10 protein-coding genes are annotated in these 15,879 nt (G+C 71.7%); 7 read left to right on the top strand and 3 right to left on the bottom strand.

Translation table 11 applies throughout. The annotated features are described in order from the left end of the window. The first annotated feature begins 110 nt into the window (after positions 1–110). Complete coding sequence (locus ABZ646_RS06460; RefSeq protein WP_360513566.1) at positions 111–554, top strand: hypothetical protein; 444 nt, start codon at positions 111–113, stop codon at positions 552–554. 107 nt (positions 555–661) lie between these two features. Here ABZ646_RS06460 and ABZ646_RS06455 read toward each other — a convergent pair whose 3' ends face one another. Continuing rightward, a complete protein-coding gene (locus ABZ646_RS06455; RefSeq protein ID WP_360513562.1) occupies positions 662–1,540 on the bottom strand; it encodes a phosphatase PAP2 family protein in 879 nt (292 codons plus the stop codon). Between the two features lie 191 nt (positions 1,541–1,731). Beyond that, positions 1,732–3,066 carry a 4-aminobutyrate--2-oxoglutarate transaminase gene (gene gabT, locus ABZ646_RS06450; RefSeq protein ID WP_360513560.1) on the bottom strand — a complete coding sequence of 445 codons (1,335 nt, stop codon included), beginning with the start codon at positions 3,064–3,066 and terminating at the stop codon, positions 1,732–1,734. Positions 3,067–3,380: 314 nt separating this feature from the next. Between gabT and ABZ646_RS06445 the strand changes: the two genes are divergently transcribed. From ABZ646_RS06445 to ABZ646_RS06435, 3 genes are all read left to right on the top strand, one after another. Next, complete coding sequence (locus tag ABZ646_RS06445; RefSeq protein WP_360513558.1) at positions 3,381–5,561, top strand: ATP-binding protein; 2,181 nt, start codon at positions 3,381–3,383, stop codon at positions 5,559–5,561. 131 nt (positions 5,562–5,692) lie between these two features. Then, complete coding sequence (locus ABZ646_RS06440; RefSeq protein WP_360513556.1) at positions 5,693–7,264, top strand: PucR family transcriptional regulator ligand-binding domain-containing protein; 1,572 nt, start codon at positions 5,693–5,695, stop codon at positions 7,262–7,264. A 139-nt stretch (positions 7,265–7,403) separates the two neighbouring features. Next, positions 7,404–8,852, top strand: a complete 1,449-nt coding sequence (locus ABZ646_RS06435; RefSeq protein ID WP_360513554.1) for an aldehyde dehydrogenase family protein — start codon at positions 7,404–7,406, stop codon at positions 8,850–8,852. A gap of 81 nt (positions 8,853–8,933) precedes the next feature. Here ABZ646_RS06435 and ABZ646_RS06430 read toward each other — a convergent pair whose 3' ends face one another. After that, positions 8,934–11,783, bottom strand: a complete 2,850-nt coding sequence (locus ABZ646_RS06430; protein ID WP_360513552.1) for a glycoside hydrolase family 3 C-terminal domain-containing protein — start codon at positions 11,781–11,783, stop codon at positions 8,934–8,936. 353 nt (positions 11,784–12,136) lie between these two features. Between ABZ646_RS06430 and ABZ646_RS06425 the strand changes: the two genes are divergently transcribed. The 3 genes from ABZ646_RS06425 to ABZ646_RS06415 are packed head-to-tail and all read left to right on the top strand — an operon-like array spanning position 12,137 to position 15,828. Then, positions 12,137–13,828, top strand: a complete 1,692-nt coding sequence (locus ABZ646_RS06425; protein ID WP_360513550.1) for an extracellular solute-binding protein — start codon at positions 12,137–12,139, stop codon at positions 13,826–13,828. 27 nt (positions 13,829–13,855) lie between these two features. Then, positions 13,856–14,893: an ABC transporter permease subunit gene (locus ABZ646_RS06420; RefSeq protein ID WP_360513548.1), complete on the top strand. Its 1,038-nt coding sequence runs from the start codon at positions 13,856–13,858 to the stop codon at positions 14,891–14,893. Continuing rightward, positions 14,890–15,828, top strand: coding sequence for a carbohydrate ABC transporter permease (locus tag ABZ646_RS06415; RefSeq protein WP_360513546.1), 939 nt, complete (start codon positions 14,890–14,892; stop codon positions 15,826–15,828). The genes ABZ646_RS06420 and ABZ646_RS06415 overlap by 4 nt, the downstream gene beginning before the upstream one ends. The last annotated feature ends 51 nt before the right edge of the window (positions 15,829–15,879 follow it).

The raw sequence follows: 15,879 nt of genomic DNA, 5'->3' as shown, positions 1-15,879 counted from the left end.
ACACGGACCTCCTGGGCCGCGCGATCCATGTCCTGCGCCCCCGCAGGACCTCCCTCTCTCCTCGTGGACGCGACGACCGCGTCCACGAGTCGGATCGGGAGGTCCTCTTGATGACTGGGGCGAAGACAGCGGCCGAATGGCTGGCATCCGTCGCGCCGGACCCCGAGTCCTGCCGCTGGGAGTGGGAGCGCAGCCCCCTGGGGGTCGCGCTGCTGCCCGCCGGCAGGGCCTGGGACGTGCTGATCCTGCCGGGCGAGCTCGGCTGTCCCACCCTCGACGTGCTCACCCGCGTCCTCGACCGACCCGGGCCCGTCCTGGTCGACTTCGGGGACAACCGGGTGGGTTTCTTCGTGCCGCCCGGCACGGCCGCGAGGTGGCTCGGCACCGGGATCCGCACGGCGGGGGCCGGGACCTGGATCGTGGTGCCTCATCCCGGGCGGTCGACCCGCGGCGTGCGGTGGCTGGTGCCGCCGGACGGGTCGGGGACGCTGACGGATCCGGCGTTGCTGGAGCTGGCCATGCACGAGGCCGCGGCGGGGTTGGCCGAGGGGTGACCAGGCGCCGTTCAGGTGTGGGGCGTTGGCCGGCCGCACAGGTGCCGTAGCCCTTGACAGGTGAACTGGCCCGGACCAAGTCGAGTGCGCGTCCCACCCCCGGAGGATCAGCCGGGACCGGTACGCGAACCGGGAGTTCCAGAAGAACTTCGACGCCTGCTTCGGCTGAGCAGCAGAGCCAGCGCGGTCAGCATGATCGTGCCCAGGCACCAGCTGGCCAGCACGTCCAGCGGCCAGTGCCAGCCGCGGCGGACCAGTCCGTAGGAGACGCCGAGGACCAGGGCCGCGCACGTTCCGACGGCCAGCCGACGGGCTCTCGCGGAGGCCAGCCAGGGGAGGAGGATCAGGGTCGCGGAGCCGTACGCGATCACGGCCGTCGCCGTGTGGCCGGAGGGGAAGTAGCCGACCGCCGGGGGCACCACGGGGGTCCCCGGGCGGGCGGTCCAGTCCTTGAGCGGGACGATGATCGCGGGGACCAGGGCCATCAGGACGGCCGCCGCCGTGGGCGGCAGCCACCAGCGGTCCATACCAGTGGCACGGCCGCGCCGGCCGACGTAGGCGATGGCGGCCAGCAGGACCGGGACCGCGACCTGCACGTTCCCGAGGTCGGAGAGTCCCGAGGAGAAACGGTCCGGGTGGACCAGGGCGCTGCTCAGGCGGCTGTCCAGGCGCAGCAGGGGGCCGTGTGCCACGACCTGCCAGGTGATCAGCGCGAAGAGGACGGCCGGAAGGCCCATGAGTCCCGCGAGGAGCAGCAGAGGAAAGGAGGTCGGCCGCCCCGGAACAGGGGGGGTGGTTCCGAGGCGGCCGTCCGGATCGGAACGCCGCACGCCCCGGGGGGTTTGGGGCGGGCGACCGTCCGATCGGTGAGGAGATCCGGAGCCGGAGGCACCGGTTGTGTGCGCGAGGGCACGACCAGGTCGAAGCTGGGGAGGCCCCGCCCTGAAGTCGCCCACAGTCCCCTGTGGGCGGGGTGTATCTCTCATCTGGCTAGAACCTACGGCAGGGTGTGGCACGGCGACAGGCAGAATCGCGTCCCGTCATGCACCTCGCACACGTTCTTCACACGGCCTGACGGGAGCCGCCCAAGCCTCCCACATCACCCCGGTGGGACGGCTGGGGCGGCGGTGACGCACGGGACCGGGACCCGCGGCGCGGCCCGGCGGAGCCCGGTGGCTCAGATCCGCGCGAAGGCCTGCTCGATGATGTCGAGGCCCTCGTTGAGGAGGTCCTCGCCGATCACCAGCGGCGGCAGGAAACGCAGCACGTTGCCGTAGGTGCCACAGGTCAGGACCAGCAGGCCCTCCTGGTGGCAGGCCTTGGCGAGCGCGGCGGTCGCCTCCGGGTTCGGCTCCTTGGTGGCGCGGTCCTTGACCAGCTCGATGGCGATCATCGCGCCCCGGCCGCGCACGTCACCGATGACGTCGAACTTCTCGGCCATGGCGGTCAGGCGAGGCTTCATGATCGCCTCGATGTTCTTCGCCCTGGTGTTGAGGTCGAGCTCCTTCATGGTCTCGATGGCCCCGAGCGCACCGGCGCAGGCGACCGGGTTGCCGCCGTACGTACCGCCGAGGCCGCCGGCGTGGGCGGCGTCCATGATCTCGGCGCGGCCGGTGACGGCGGCCAGCGGCAGGCCGCCCGCGATGCCCTTGGCGGTGGTGATCAGGTCGGGGACGATCCCCTCGTCCTCGCAGGCGAACCACTGGCCGGTCCGGCAGAAGCCGGACTGGATCTCGTCGGCGACGAAGACGATCCCGTTGTCCTTGGCGAACTGGCTGATCGCGGGCAGGAAGCCCTTCGCCGGCTCGATGAAGCCGCCCTCGCCGAGCACCGGCTCGATGATGATCGCGGCCACGTTGTCGGCGCCGATCTGCTTGCCGATCTGGTCGATGGCCTGCTTGGCGGCCTCCGGGCCGGCGTTCTGCGGGCCGGTGGGCCAGCGGTAGGCGTACGCGACCGGCACCCGGTACACCTCCGGCGCGAACGGGCCGAAGCCGTTCTTGTACGGCATGTTCTTCGAGGTCAGCGCCATGGTGAGGTTCGTACGGCCGTGGTAGCCGTGGTCGAAGACGACCACGGCCTGCCGCTTGGTGTACGCACGCGCGATCTTGACGGCGTTCTCGACGGCCTCGGCACCGCTGTTGAACAGCGCGGACTTCTTGGCGTGGTCACCGGGGGTCAGCTCGGCGAGCGCCTCGGCGACCTCGACGTAGCCCTCGTACGGGGTGACCATGAAACAGGTGTGCGTGAAGTCGGCCAGCTGGGCGCTCGCCCGGCGTACGACGGCCTCCGCGGAGGCGCCCACGCTGGTCACCGCGATACCGGAACCGAAGTCGATCAGGCGGTTGCCGTCGACGTCCTCGATGATGCCGCCGCCCGCGCGGGTGGTGAACACCGGCAGCACGGAGCCGACGCCCTGCGCGACCGCGGCGAGACGGCGGGTCTGCAGCTCCTGCGACTTGGGGCCGGGGATGGCGGTGACGACGCGGCGCTCCTGCGGAAGTGCGGTCATGGGGGGCTCCCTGGTGAATCGTGCGAACCGGTGTGTTCCGGGCTGCGGACCACGTGGTCTCCCGGGTGACGCCGGCGGTGCGTTTTCGGACGCTTTCCTTCTTTCTTCGCAGGCTAGGGCCGGGTGTGGGAGGTGGGCATGCTCCATGTGGGCGTTGTCGGAGCGTGACGTTGTCCGTCATGGACATAGTGCAGGGGGAGGGGCCGTGGCCGGACCGCGAAGCTCCTCGGCCGCGTAAGCGGTGAACTCCCTTGGTGCGAGCGTTAGATTGGCCGCTGACGGTGGACGGAACGGCTGGTCAGGGAGCGAGAGCGATGGACAGCGACGGGACGCGGGACGCCCGGGGCACGCATGCGAATCCTGTGCCGCGTCCGGCGGGACCGCAGGACACGGACGCCGCACCGACCGAGGCGTCCGCCGTGCCGGCCGGGGCCTTCTCGGTGCCGCCGCGGCCGACGGCCCCGCCGACGGTGCCCCCGCTGCCGGACGGTGCGGCCTTCCTCGGCTGGCTGCGCACCCCCCGGCCGGAGGCGGCCCCGGGGGTGTGGCGGTTCGGTCACCGGGCGCGGCCCACCGAGGAGCCCGAGGCGATCCCGGCCAGGCAACTGCTGAGCGGCGCGCTGATCGCGTTCCTGGTCGGCTGGCTGCTCTGGTCGCTGCTGTGGAACGGCTACCTGGGCGGCTGGTGGGTGGTACCGCTGGAGCTGTTCACCCCGGACTCCTGGCGGCACAGCGGCGACGCCGTGGGCAACGCGTTCCTCTGGTACGGCTACTACGCGCTGATCGCCCTCGCGATCGCGCTCGTCGTGGGCCGCCTCGGCCGCTGGGGAGAGGTCTGGCGCCGCTACGGCCCGCCCGCCTGGAGCCCGGCCACGCCGGCCGCCGAGCGGCCGCCCGCCCCCGAGCAGGACCCCGCCGAATTCGTGTACCTCCGCCAGGCCGGGGCGCACGAGGCCGCCGAGCGGCTGGCCGGGGAGGCGCGCGGGGGGCTGATGCGGGACGTGGACCATGCCCGTATCGCCCGTGCCTGGCAGGGCGTGCAGAGCGGCCGGCACGGCATGGCCGCCTTCTGCGCCGCCGTCGTCAAGGACGGCGCCGCCGCCTGCCTGCACCCCTCCGGCGAACGCGACCTGCCCGCCCGGCACGCCCGGCACGACCTGGTCACCGGCCAGGTCCGGCTCGGCACGACGGCCGACGACCCCCGCAACCCGTACCACTACCGGGGCACCGGCCTCGCCCTCGGCCCCGACCTGCTCGGCACCTCCCTGCTCGCCGTCGGCCCGGCCGGCTCCGGCAAGACCGGCTCCCTGGTCCGCCCGCTCGCCGAGTCGCTGTGCCTGCACGCCCTCGCCGGGCGCGCCTCCGTGGTCGTCGTCGGCGCGGCCGGCGCCGGGCTCGGACCCGCCGACTCCTACGACGTCGTCGTCCGCATCGCCCACCCCGAGTCCGTCTACGACCTCGACCTGTACGGCGGCACCACCGACCCCGACGAAGCCGCCGCCATACTCGCCGAGGCCCTCGTCGGCGACCTCGCCGACCCGCACCCCGGCAGCGACAGCCGCCGCTCCACCACCGTCCTCGCCCAGCTGCTCGGTCCCTTCAGGGCGGTGCACGGCCGCTTCCCCTCCGTACCCGAACTCCGTCAGCTCCTCGACGGCGCCGCCGGCCCGCTGGCCGCGCTCCGCAAGGGGCTCAGTGCCACAGGACACGAGTCGCTGCTGCGCGAACTGGACGCCCGGGAACGGCAGATGGGCCACCCCGGAGACGTGGGCGCGGTCCTCGCCGACCGTATCGCCCTGCTCGACCGCCCTGCCTTCGCCGGCTTCTTCGACACCTCGGGACAGACCCGCCCCTTCTCCCTCAAGGCCCTCGACCACCCGGTCCGGGTCCGCATCGACCTGCCCGAGCGCGGCCACGCCGACGCCTCCCGCATCCTGGCCCGCCTGGTGCTCGCCCAGTTCACGGCGAGCGTGACCGTACGGGACGACCGCTCGCTCTTCGCCTGCCTGCTCCTGGACGACGCGACGGGCGTCGTCACCCCCGAGGCGGTGCGCGCCATCCAGCGGCTGCGCTCGACCAACGCGGGCGTCGCGCTGACCCTCCGTACGCTCGACGACGTACCGCGCCCGCTGCGCGGTCCGCTGCTCGGCGCCACCGGCTGCCGGATGGCCTTCGCCGGCCTCACCCCCTGGGACGGGCAGGACTTCGCCGAGGTGTGGGGCAAGGAGTGGACCGAGACCCGGGACGTCACCGACCGGCAGATCATCGCGGAGACCCCGGCGGGCAAGGCGCTGCACGTCGTACGCCGGGTGATCACCGGCAAGGCGCCCACCGCGCGGGCCGTCACCGTACGGCAGGTGGAGCGGGAGCGCTGGTCCGCCTCCGAACTGGCGCACGGGGTGCCCGCCGGTCACGCCGTCCTCTCCCTGACGACGGTCAAGGGCGAACACGCGCCGCCCCTGCTGGTGGACCTGAGGAGCGGCGGCCGGGGCTGAACGGGGGCGTACGGGCGACCGTACAGTGAGGCAGAATCGACAGTGGCCCTTCATACGGGACGGCCAAAGTGCCCGCTGCCCTGCCACGACTGCCACGACTGTCACGACCGAAGAGAAGATCTGACGGCCCGATGCCACCGACGCTCGCCTCGCTCGTCCACCACTCCGCGCTCAAACTGACCGTGCGCGCGGGCGAGGGCCGCCTCGACGTGCCCGTGCGCTGGGCCCATGTCAGCGAACTCGCCGACCCGGTGCCGTACATGGAGGGCGGCGAACTGCTCCTGATCACCGCGCTGAAGTTGGACGCGGAGGATCCACAGGCCATGCGGCGGTATGTGAAACGCCTGGTCGGAGCAGGTGTGGTCGGCCTCGGCTTCGCCGTCGGGGTCAACTACGAGGAGATCCCGGAAGCGTTGGTCGGCGCTGCCGAGCAGGAGGGCCTGCCCCTTCTGGAGGTACCGCGCCGCACCCCCTTCCTCGCCATCAGCAAGGCGGTCTCGGCGGCGATCGCGGCCGACCAGTACCGTGCCGTGACCGCGGGCTTCGCCGCCCAGCGGGAGCTGACCCGGCAGGCGCTGAACGCGGGACCCGAGGGGCTGCTGTCCGCGCTCGCCGCGCAGGTGGACGGCTGGGCGGCGCTGTACGACGCGTCCGGCGCGGTGGTGGCGACCGCACCGGAGTGGGCGGGGCGCCGGGCGGCGCGGCTCACGGCGGAGGTGGAACGCCTCCGGGAGCGCCCGGCCCCGGCGTCCTCGGTGGTGGGCGGCCCCGACCACGAGGACCGCGTCGAACTGCACTCCCTCGGGACGGGCCGCCGCCCGCGCGCCGCGCTGGCGGTGGGCACGGCGGCGGCCCTCGGCACGGCCGAGCGCTACGCCGTCCACTCCGCGATCGCCCTGCTCACCCTCACGACGGAACGCTCCCGTTCGCTGCACGCGGCCGAGCAGCGGGTCGGGGCCGCGGTGCTGCGGATGCTGCTCGCCGGGCAGCCGGACCATGCGCGGGCCGTCGCCGGGGACCTGTACGGCGGACTGCTCGACGCACCCTTCCGGATGGTCGTCGCCGACGCGGACGGCGAACTGCCGGCCCGCCTCACCGAGGCGGTGGAGTCGGCCGCGGCGCGCTCCGGGGAGGCGGTACTGGTGGTGCCCGAGGGGGAGGAGCGGCTGGTGGTGCTGGCCGCCGACGGGGGCGCGGCGGTGACGGCGTGCACGGAGTACGCGGCGGCCTGGGAGGCCGCGCGGACGTCGGCCACCGAGCAGGGCGGCGGGGACGACGAGGAACTGGTCGTGGGCCTGTCCGCGCCGTCCGGCCCGACCGGCGCCGCGGCCGCCTACAAGCAGGCCGAACAGGCGCTGTCGGTGGCCCGGCGCAGGGGCCGGGTCCTGGTCGAGCACGAACAGCTGGCGTCGGGCTCGGTCCTTCCGCTGCTGGCCGACGACGCGGTGAAGGCGTTCGCCGACGGTCTGCTGAGGGCGTTGCGCGAGCACGACGCGACCGGCCGGGGTGACCTGGTCGCCTCGCTGCGGGCCTGGCTCTCCCGGCACGGCCAGTGGGACGCGGCGGCCGCGGACCTGGGCGTCCACCGCCACACGCTGCGCTACCGGATGCGCAGGGTGGAGGAGATCCTCGGCCGCTCCCTGGACGACCCGGACGTACGGATGGAGCTGTGGCTGGCCCTGAAGGCGACGTCGGCGGACTGACCCGGCGGCGGCGCCCCTGCCGAAGCGGCGCATCCCGGCCCGCCACCACTACGCCCCGGACAAACGCACCGCCGCCCCCGGCGACCTACCGTGGACCCGAACGCACACACCCCCAACGCGGAAGGGCCGGGGCCCGCACATGACTTCCACCACCGCCTTCTGGCTCGCCGGCCGCCAGGTCGCCGGCGAGGACACCTTCGACGTCACCAGCCCGTGGGACGGCCGTCTCGTCGGCAGGGTCGGCGTCCCCACCGACGCGCAGGTCGAAGAGGCCGTCGCCGCCGCGTACGCCGTACGAGACGAGTTCGCCGCCACTCCGGCCCACGTACGTGCCGCCGCCCTCGACCACGTCAGCCGCCGCCTCGTCGAGCGCACCGAGGAGATAGCCCAGCTGATCTCCGCAGAGAACGGCAAGCCGATCAAGTGGGCCCGCGGCGAGGTCGGCCGCGCCGTCTCCGTGTTCCGGTTCGCCGCCGAAGAGGCCCGCCGCTTCAACGGCGGCGAGGCCCAGCGTCTCGACACCGACCTCGGCGGCCAGGGCCGGCTCGCGCTGACCCGCCGCTTCCCGAAGGGTGTCGTCCTCGGCATCGCACCCTTCAACTTCCCGCTGAACCTGTGCGCCCACAAGATCGCCCCGGCCATCGCGGCCGGCGCGCCGATCATCCTCAAGCCGGCCCCGGCCACCCCCCTCTCCGGCCTGATCATCGGCGACCTGCTCGCCGAGACGACGGGTCTGCCGGCCGGTTCCTGGTCGATCCTCCCGGTCGCCAACGACAAGATGGCCGCCCTCGTCCAGGACGAGCGCCTGCCGGTCATCTCGTTCACCGGTTCCGAGAAGGTCGGCTACTCGATCATGGACTCGGTCCCGCGCAAGCACTGCACCCTGGAGCTGGGCGGCAACGGCGCGGCCGTCGTCCTCGGCGACTACGCGAGCGACGCAGACCTGGACTGGGCCGCCGGCCGCATCGCGACCTTCTCCAACTACCAGGGCGGCCAGTCCTGCATCTCGGTCCAGCGGGTCATCGCCGACGCGTCCGTGTACGACCGTCTGCTGCCGCGCATCGTCGCCGCCGTCGAGGCCCAGGTCACCGGTGACCCCGCCGACCCGAAGACCGATGTCGGCCCGCTGGTCAGCGAGGCCGCCGCGGAGCGCGTCGAGGCGTGGGTGAAGGAGGCCGTCGAGGACGGTGCCACCCTGCTCACCGGCGGCGACCGGGACGGCGCCACCTACGCGCCGACCGTCCTCACCGACGTCCCGGCCGACACCACCGTCTCCTGCGAGGAGGTCTTCGGGCCCGTCCTCACCGTGCAGAAGGTGAACGGCGAGGCCGAGGCCTTCGCGGCCGTCAACGACTCCAAGTACGGCCTCCAGGCGGGCGTCTTCACCCACGACGTCCAGACCGCCTTCCGGGCCCACCGCGCCCTGGAGGTCGGCGGTGTGATCATCGGCGACGTCCCCTCCTACCGCGCCGACCAGATGCCGTACGGCGGCGTCAAGCAGTCCGGCGTCGGCCGCGAGGGCGTCAGGTTCGCGATGGACGACTACACCTACGAGCGAGTCCTGGTCCTCACCGGCCTCGCCCTCTGACCCCCCGGAACACCCACCCCGGCCGGAGCCCGCTGTACGGGGGCTCCGGCCGGGGTGTTCCGTGCCGGCTGCTCCGGACCCTCAACCGGAGAAGCCGACGTGCGCGAGCCGCAGCGGGCCGCGCAGTCCGATGCGCAGGTCGTGGACCCCCTCGGCGACGAGGCCCGCGGTGAGCGTGGTGTAGGTGTACACGTCCGCGGTGGGTTCGCCGAGGGTGAGTACGGTCGTCTGCGCGCCGCCGTCCAGGGAGAGTTCCAGCGTGCCCGCGCCCGAGACCAGCGCCCGGACCGTCGTCACCCCGGCGCCGAAGTCGCAGTCGCGGTAGACGAGTTCACCGGGTCCGTGGCCCTCGGGGGTGACCGCGTCGCCCGCCGCCTTCGACCGGTCCACGATCGCGGTGCCCGACTGCTCGTCGAAGTCGGCCGCGTCCAGGCCGCGTTCGGCGACGGGGCGCGGTACCGCCCGCTCGCCGTCCAGGACCAGTGTCGTACGCAGCCGGACGTCCTCGCTGGACGCGCCCACCAGCACGTCGTACGGGCCGTGCTCCAGGCGGCGGGCGCCGCTCCGCACGTCCCAGAACCCGAGGGCCGAGAGCGGGACTTCGAAGGCCAGGTCGGTGCGCTCGCCGGGGGACAGGGTGATCCTGCGGTGGTCGAGGAGTTCCCGGCGCGGGCGGGTCACGGAGGGTTCGACGGCGCGGGCGTAGAGCTGGGGCACCTCGTCGGCCGTCATATCGCCCGTGTTGGTGAGGGTGCAGGCGACGCAAAGCGTCCCGTCGCGCACCTCGGCCGTCAGGTCCGCGTAGGAGAAGGACGCGTAGGACAGGCCGTGGCCGAAGGGGAAGAGCGGGGTGCCCTCGAAGTAGAGGTACGTCTGGCGCGAGCCCAGGATGTCGTAGTCGAGGAGGCCGGGCAGGTCGGCGTCGGAGGCGTACCAGGTCTGCGGGAGGCGGCCCGCGGGGGAGACGTCACCGGCCAGCACGCGGGCGAGGGCGGTGCCGGCCGCCTGGCCGCCGTGGGCCGTCCAGAGCACGGCCGGCAGACCGGCCGGGTCCACGGCGTAGGGGTAGGCCGACGTCAGCGCGAGAACGGTGTTCGGGTTCGCGGCGCGGGCCGCGCGCAGCAGGCGTTCCTGCTGCGGGGGCAGGGCCAGGGTCGTACGGTCCTCGGTCTCCCGGCCGTTGATGTGCGGGTCGTTGCCCGCGACCACCAGGACCGCGTCGGCCGCGGCGGCCACCCTGGCGACGGTGTCCGCACCGCGCTCCACGATGATCATTTCGAAGGTCGACGCGTCCTCGGCGGCAACCCGGACCCCGTCCGCGGCGACACGGACGTGGCGACCCGTGCCGAGATGCCGGAGGAGGTGACCGTTGTCGTGGGGTTCCAGGCGGAACGTCTCCTGTACGACCCAGCCGCCGGGCTGGTCCGCGGCGGCGCGCACGAAGCCGTCGTCGGCGACCGAGAGGTAGCGGCCGTCCGGGGCGCGCAGCGTCAGCACCCCCTCGCCCCAGTCGAGGAGGGCGAACTCGGTTCCGGTGGCGTCGGTGCCGAGCGGGGGGAGGTCGGTGCGGCCCGCGAGCAGCGCCGGGTCCAGGGCGCCCGCCGCGCCGGGCACCTCGTCGGCGGCCTCGGGGGCGGGCGGGACGTGCAGGAACGTGCCGTCGGCGAGCTTCAGCCGGACCCGGTCCACGCCCTCCGCGAACTCCACGCGCCCCGCGCCGAACCGTTCGTACAGGCCCTCCAGCGGGGTGGCACGGTGCAGCAGGGTGCCGCTGTACCAGTCGAGCTTGCACTCGTCGGCGAGCAGGCCGACCACGGCGAGCCGGGTGTCGGGCGCGAGCGGCAGCAGGTCACCGTCGTTCTTGAGCAGGACGACCGCCTGCTCCGCGGCCTCCCGGGCGAGGGCCCGGTGCGCCGCGGTGTCGAACTCCGCGGACTCGGCGGTGGGCAGGTGCGGGTCGTGGTCCGGGTCGAACTCGCCGAGCCGGAAGCGGACCGAGAGCTGGCGGCGGACCGCCGTGTCGATGTCGGCCTCCGTCAACAGGCCCTCGGACAGAGCCCCGTTGACGCGGGCGATGATCTCCGAGGCGTCCGTGCCGTGGTCGGTGAAGCTGTCGACGCCCGCGAGCAGGGCGGCCGCCGTGGCCTCCTCGTGGGTGTCGAAGTAGTGCTCGTGGTCGACCAGGTTGGAGGGCGCGCCGGCGTCCGAGCAGACCAGCAGCTCCTCGTCGGTCCAGGTGCGCAGGTGCTCACGCAGGTACGGGGAGACGTGGTTGGGGCGGCCGTTGACCAGGTTGTACGCGGGCATCACCCCGGCCACCGCGCCCGCCCGGACCGTCTCCTCGAAGGCACGCAGGTCGTACTCGTGCAGCACGCGCGGGCGGACCGAGGAGGAGGAAGTGGCCCGGTCCGTCTCGTTGTTGTGGGCCAGCCAGTGCTTCAGGACGGGGGCGGTGCGCCAGTACACCGGGTGGTCCCCGCGCAGGCCACGGGTGTAGGCGGTGGCGATGGCGGAGGTCAGCCTCGGATCCTCCGAGTAGCCCTCCTCGTTGCGGCCCCACAGCGGGTGGCGCAGCAGGTTCACCGTCGGCGCCCAGACGTTGAGGCCCACGCGGTCGTCGCGCGTCCGCATCGCCCGGACCTCCTTGGACACCGCCTCGCCGACCCGGCGCACGAGCTCGGTGTTCCAGGTCGCGCCGAGACCCACCGCCTGCGGGAACACCGTCGCCGGGCCCATCCAGGCCACCCCGTGCAGGGCCTCCTGGCCGGTGCGGAAGGCGGCGATGCCGAGGCGCTCCACGGCCGGCGCGAACTGGTGCAGGAAGGAGACCTTCTCGTCCAGGGTGAGCCGTGCCAACAGGTCGTCGATGCGCTTCGCGAACGGCAGATGCGGATCGCGGAAAGGCGGCGTGGGCGGCGTTTGTGCGGTCACGTGGCGTTCCCCTTGCGATGAAGCGGCGAGGCCTTTCGAAGCGCTTCGATGCTCATTCGACGCAGGGGTGGGTGTCAAGGGATGCACACCGCGATTTCAAGCAGCGCAGGCAAAGAGGTCGCTCCGGGTGGCTCCGAGGAATCTTGGAAGCGACCCTTGTGCACCCCCGGGTGTTCACTTAACCTCGCAGCAACATCGAAGCGCTTCGAATGGCGATGTGGCCCCAGAGATCACGTGACACGGCTCGGGGGCAGGCGGTCGGAGGAACCGCTTCGGCTCAGCCAGTTCCACTCGAGACACCGCAGCCGACGGCCACCGCCGGGTGTCCTGGTGCGCCATGAAGGGTTGACGCAATGACGCCGAACGCCGCTTCCGCCCCCTCCGGGCCGAGCCGGAGAAGTTTCCTCGCCTCCACGGCCGTCGCCACCGCAGCGGTGGCGGGCGGGATGCCGCTGCTCGCGGCGTGCGGGGCGTCGGACAGCGGGTCGGGAGGAGGCTCCTCCTCGGGCAAGGACGCGAAGAAACTGCTGCCGTCCTACGTCGCCAACAACGTGGTGACCCCGGACATCCCGGCGAAGAACGGCTCCTCGATCGGTTTCACCGCCAAACTCGACCTGGCGACCCTGAAGACCTCCGTTCCGAAGAAGCTCGGCAAGGGCGGCAAGGTCACCATCATGTCCCCGTTCTGGGGCTCCCCGCCGAAGCAGGACAACGCCTACTACAAGGCGATGAACGACCTGATCGGCGTCGACGTCCAGTGGCAGAACCAGGACGGCAACACCTACGACCAGAAGCTGGGCGCGGTCCTCGCCTCCAGCGACGTACCGGACGTCGTGGTGGTCCCGGGCTGGAACATGGGCGGCAAGATACCCACCGCCATCATCAGCAAGTTCGCCGATCTCGGCCCGTACCTGTCGGGCGACAAGGTCAAGGACTACCCGAACCTGGCCGCCATCCCGACCGACGCCTGGCGGCGCTGCATCTTCGGCGGCAAGCTGCGCGGCCTGCCGCAGCCCTCGCCGTACGTCACCGGCATCGTGCCCCTCTACCGCAAGGACATCTTCGACAAGAAGGGGTACGAAGTCCCGCGCTCGGCGGACGAGTTCCTGTCCCTCGCCAAGGAGATCACCGACGCCAAGGCCAAGCGCTGGGCGTGCCTGGACATGAAGTGGACCGCCTTCCAGTCCTTCGGCGTGCTCTCCGGCAGCGAGAAACCGCTCGGCTGGAACCTCGTCGACGGCAAGCTGGTCAACCGCATCGAGACCCAGGAATACCTCGAAGCGCTGGAGTGGGCCCGCAAACTCTTCGCCGCCGGCGTGGTGCACCCCGACTCCCTGCTGGGCAAGAACGCCCCCGACCCGGGCCCGAAGTTCGCGGCCGGCGAGTTCCTGATCTACCCCAACAACATCACCCAGTGGTGGAGCCGTACCGCGGAACAGGCCACCCAGAACCCCGACTACAAGATCTGGGGCATGGACATCTTCGGTCACGACGGTGGCAACCCGCAGCTGTGGGCCGAACAGCCCGCCGGCATCTTCGCCTTCGTCAACAAGAACGCCTCGGAGTCCGTGATCCGCGACGTACTGGCCGTCGCCAACGTCACCGCCGCGCCGTACGGCACCAAGGAGTACATGCTCACCAACTACGGCCCCGAGGGCACCGACTACACCGTCAAGAACGGCGTGCCCACCAAGACCACCCAGGGCAACAACGAGGTCCTCAACGCCTATGTCATGGTCGCCAGCCCCGCCGCCACCATCGCCCACCCGGACTTCCCCGAGGTCGCCAAGGCCCAGGTGGAGTGGCAGCAGCGGATGGGCGCCTTCACCAAGAAGTCCAGCTTCTACGGCCAGATGATCACCGAGCCGTCCCGCTACACCAACCTCGGCAACGACTTCGAACAGCTGGAAGACGACATCACCCGCGGCCGCAAGAAGATCAGCGACATGCAGCAGGCCGTCGCCGAATGGAAGAGCAAGGGCGGCGACAGGCTGCGCGACTGGTACCAGAAGCTGCTCGACGACAGCGGCTCATCGGCGAGCTGACCGGGCACCGAGGCAAGGAGAACGGCCGTGTCCCACAGCACGGTGCCTCGCAGCAGAGCCGAGGCAGACGACAGGGCGGGGAGGCCTCCGGTGGCGTCCGACGGCACCACCGGAACGGACAAGAAGGAGAAGGCCGGGAAACTGAGCCTGCGTCTCAGATTCAGACGCGACCGCGCACTGATCCTGATGACGCTGCCGGCGGTCCTGCTGCTCCTGGTCTTCAACTACCTGCCGATCCTCGGCAACATCGTCGCCTTCCAGGACTACGACCCGTACGTCAGCGACAACGGCATCGTCTCCATGCTGCACAGCGCCTGGGTGGGCGTGGAGAACTTCCAGCAGATCTTCGCGGACTCGGCGTTCTGGAACGCGGTGCAGAACACCCTGGTGCTGTTCTTCCTGCAACTCGTGCTGTTCTTCCCGGTCCCGATCGCCCTCGCGCTGCTCATCAACAGCGTGGTCCGGCCCCGGCTCCGGGCGCTCTCCCAGGCGATCCTCTACCTCCCGCACTTCTTCTCCTGGGTGCTGGTCATCTCCGTCTTCCAGCAGATCTTCGGCGGCGCGGGCGTGCTCTCGCAGCTGCTGCGGCAACACGGGTACAACGGCCTCACCATCATGACCGACCCGTCGACCTTCAAGTTCCTGGTCACGGCGGAGAGCATCTGGAAGGACGCCGGCTGGGGGATCATCGTCTTCCTCGCCGCGCTGGCCTCGGTCAGCCCCGACCTGTACGAGGCGGCCGCGATGGACGGCGCCGGCCGCTGGCGCCGCATCTGGCACGTCACGCTCCCCGCGCTGCGCCCGGTGATCGCGCTGCTGCTGGTGCTGCGCGTCGGCGACGCGCTGACCGTCGGCTTCGAACAGATCCTGTTGCAGCGGGACGCGGTCGGACCGGGAGCCGCGGAGGTCCTCGACACCTTCGTCTGGTGGAACGGCGTCCGCAACCAGGACTTCGGCTACGCGGCCGCCGCCGGCCTCATCAAGGGCGTGGTCAGCCTCGGCCTCGTCCTCGTCGCGAACAAGGTGGCCCATCTCATGGGCGAGCAGGGGGTGTACAAGAAGTGACCGCCGTCGTCGACAAGCCGCCCGTGCGGGAACCCTCCCGGTGGGCCGCGCCGCCCCGGCCGGTCTGGGAGGAGGAGCCCGGCAAGGCCGGCGTGGCGGGCAAGGGCCTGGTCCTCACCCTCGCCTGCCTCGGCGTCCTCTTCCCGCTGTGGATCATCGTCGTCACCAGCCTCTCCTCGCGGAAGACGATCGACGAGGCCGGCGGACTGGTGATGGTGCCCAGGAGCATCACCTTCGTCGCCTACCGGGAACTGCTGAGCGGCGGCCAGGTCACCCGGGCCGCTGTCATCAGCATCCTGATCACCGTCGTCGGTACGCTGTTCTCGATGACCGTCTCGGTGCTGTGCGCCTACGGCCTCTCGCGCATCGGCTCCCTCGGGCACCGCTGGTTCCTGATGCTGCTGCTCGCGACCATGTTCTTCAGCGCCGGTCTGATCCCGACGTACCTCCTGGTGCAGTCCCTGGGCCTGACCGACAGTTACCTCGCCCTGATCCTCCCCAGCGCGGTGAGCGTCTTCAACATCCTCGTCCTGCGCGGGTTCTTCATGGGGATCTCGCAGGAACTCATCGACAGCGCCCGCATCGACGGCGCCGGGGACTTCCGGATCCTGTGGCAGATCGTCATGCCGCTGTCCCGTGCGGTCCTGGCCGTGATCACCCTGTTCTACGCGGTGGGGTACTGGAGCGCCTGGTTCAACGCCTCCCTCTACCTCAACGACCAGGACATGATGCCGCTGCAGAACGTCATGATCCAGCTGGTCCAGAAGCAGCAGGCCCCGGTGGGGCTGGGGCAGGCGATCAAGACGGGCCAGCTGTCGTACCTGTCGGTGCAGATGGCGGTGATGGTGATGGCGCTGCTGCCGGTGGCGGTCCTGTCGCCGTTCGTCCAGAAGCACTTCAAGAAGGGGATGCTGACCGGGGCGGTCAAGGGGTAGCCGACTGCGCGTTCCGAAGCGGGCGGGGTGAGCCTCGGCGGCTGCGGGTGC

The sequence above is a fragment of the Streptomyces sp. NPDC007162 genome, from assembly GCF_040634175.1.
In the GTDB taxonomy this organism is placed as follows: domain Bacteria; phylum Actinomycetota; class Actinomycetes; order Streptomycetales; family Streptomycetaceae; genus Streptomyces.
This window is presented reverse-complemented; position numbering and strand designations above follow the sequence as displayed.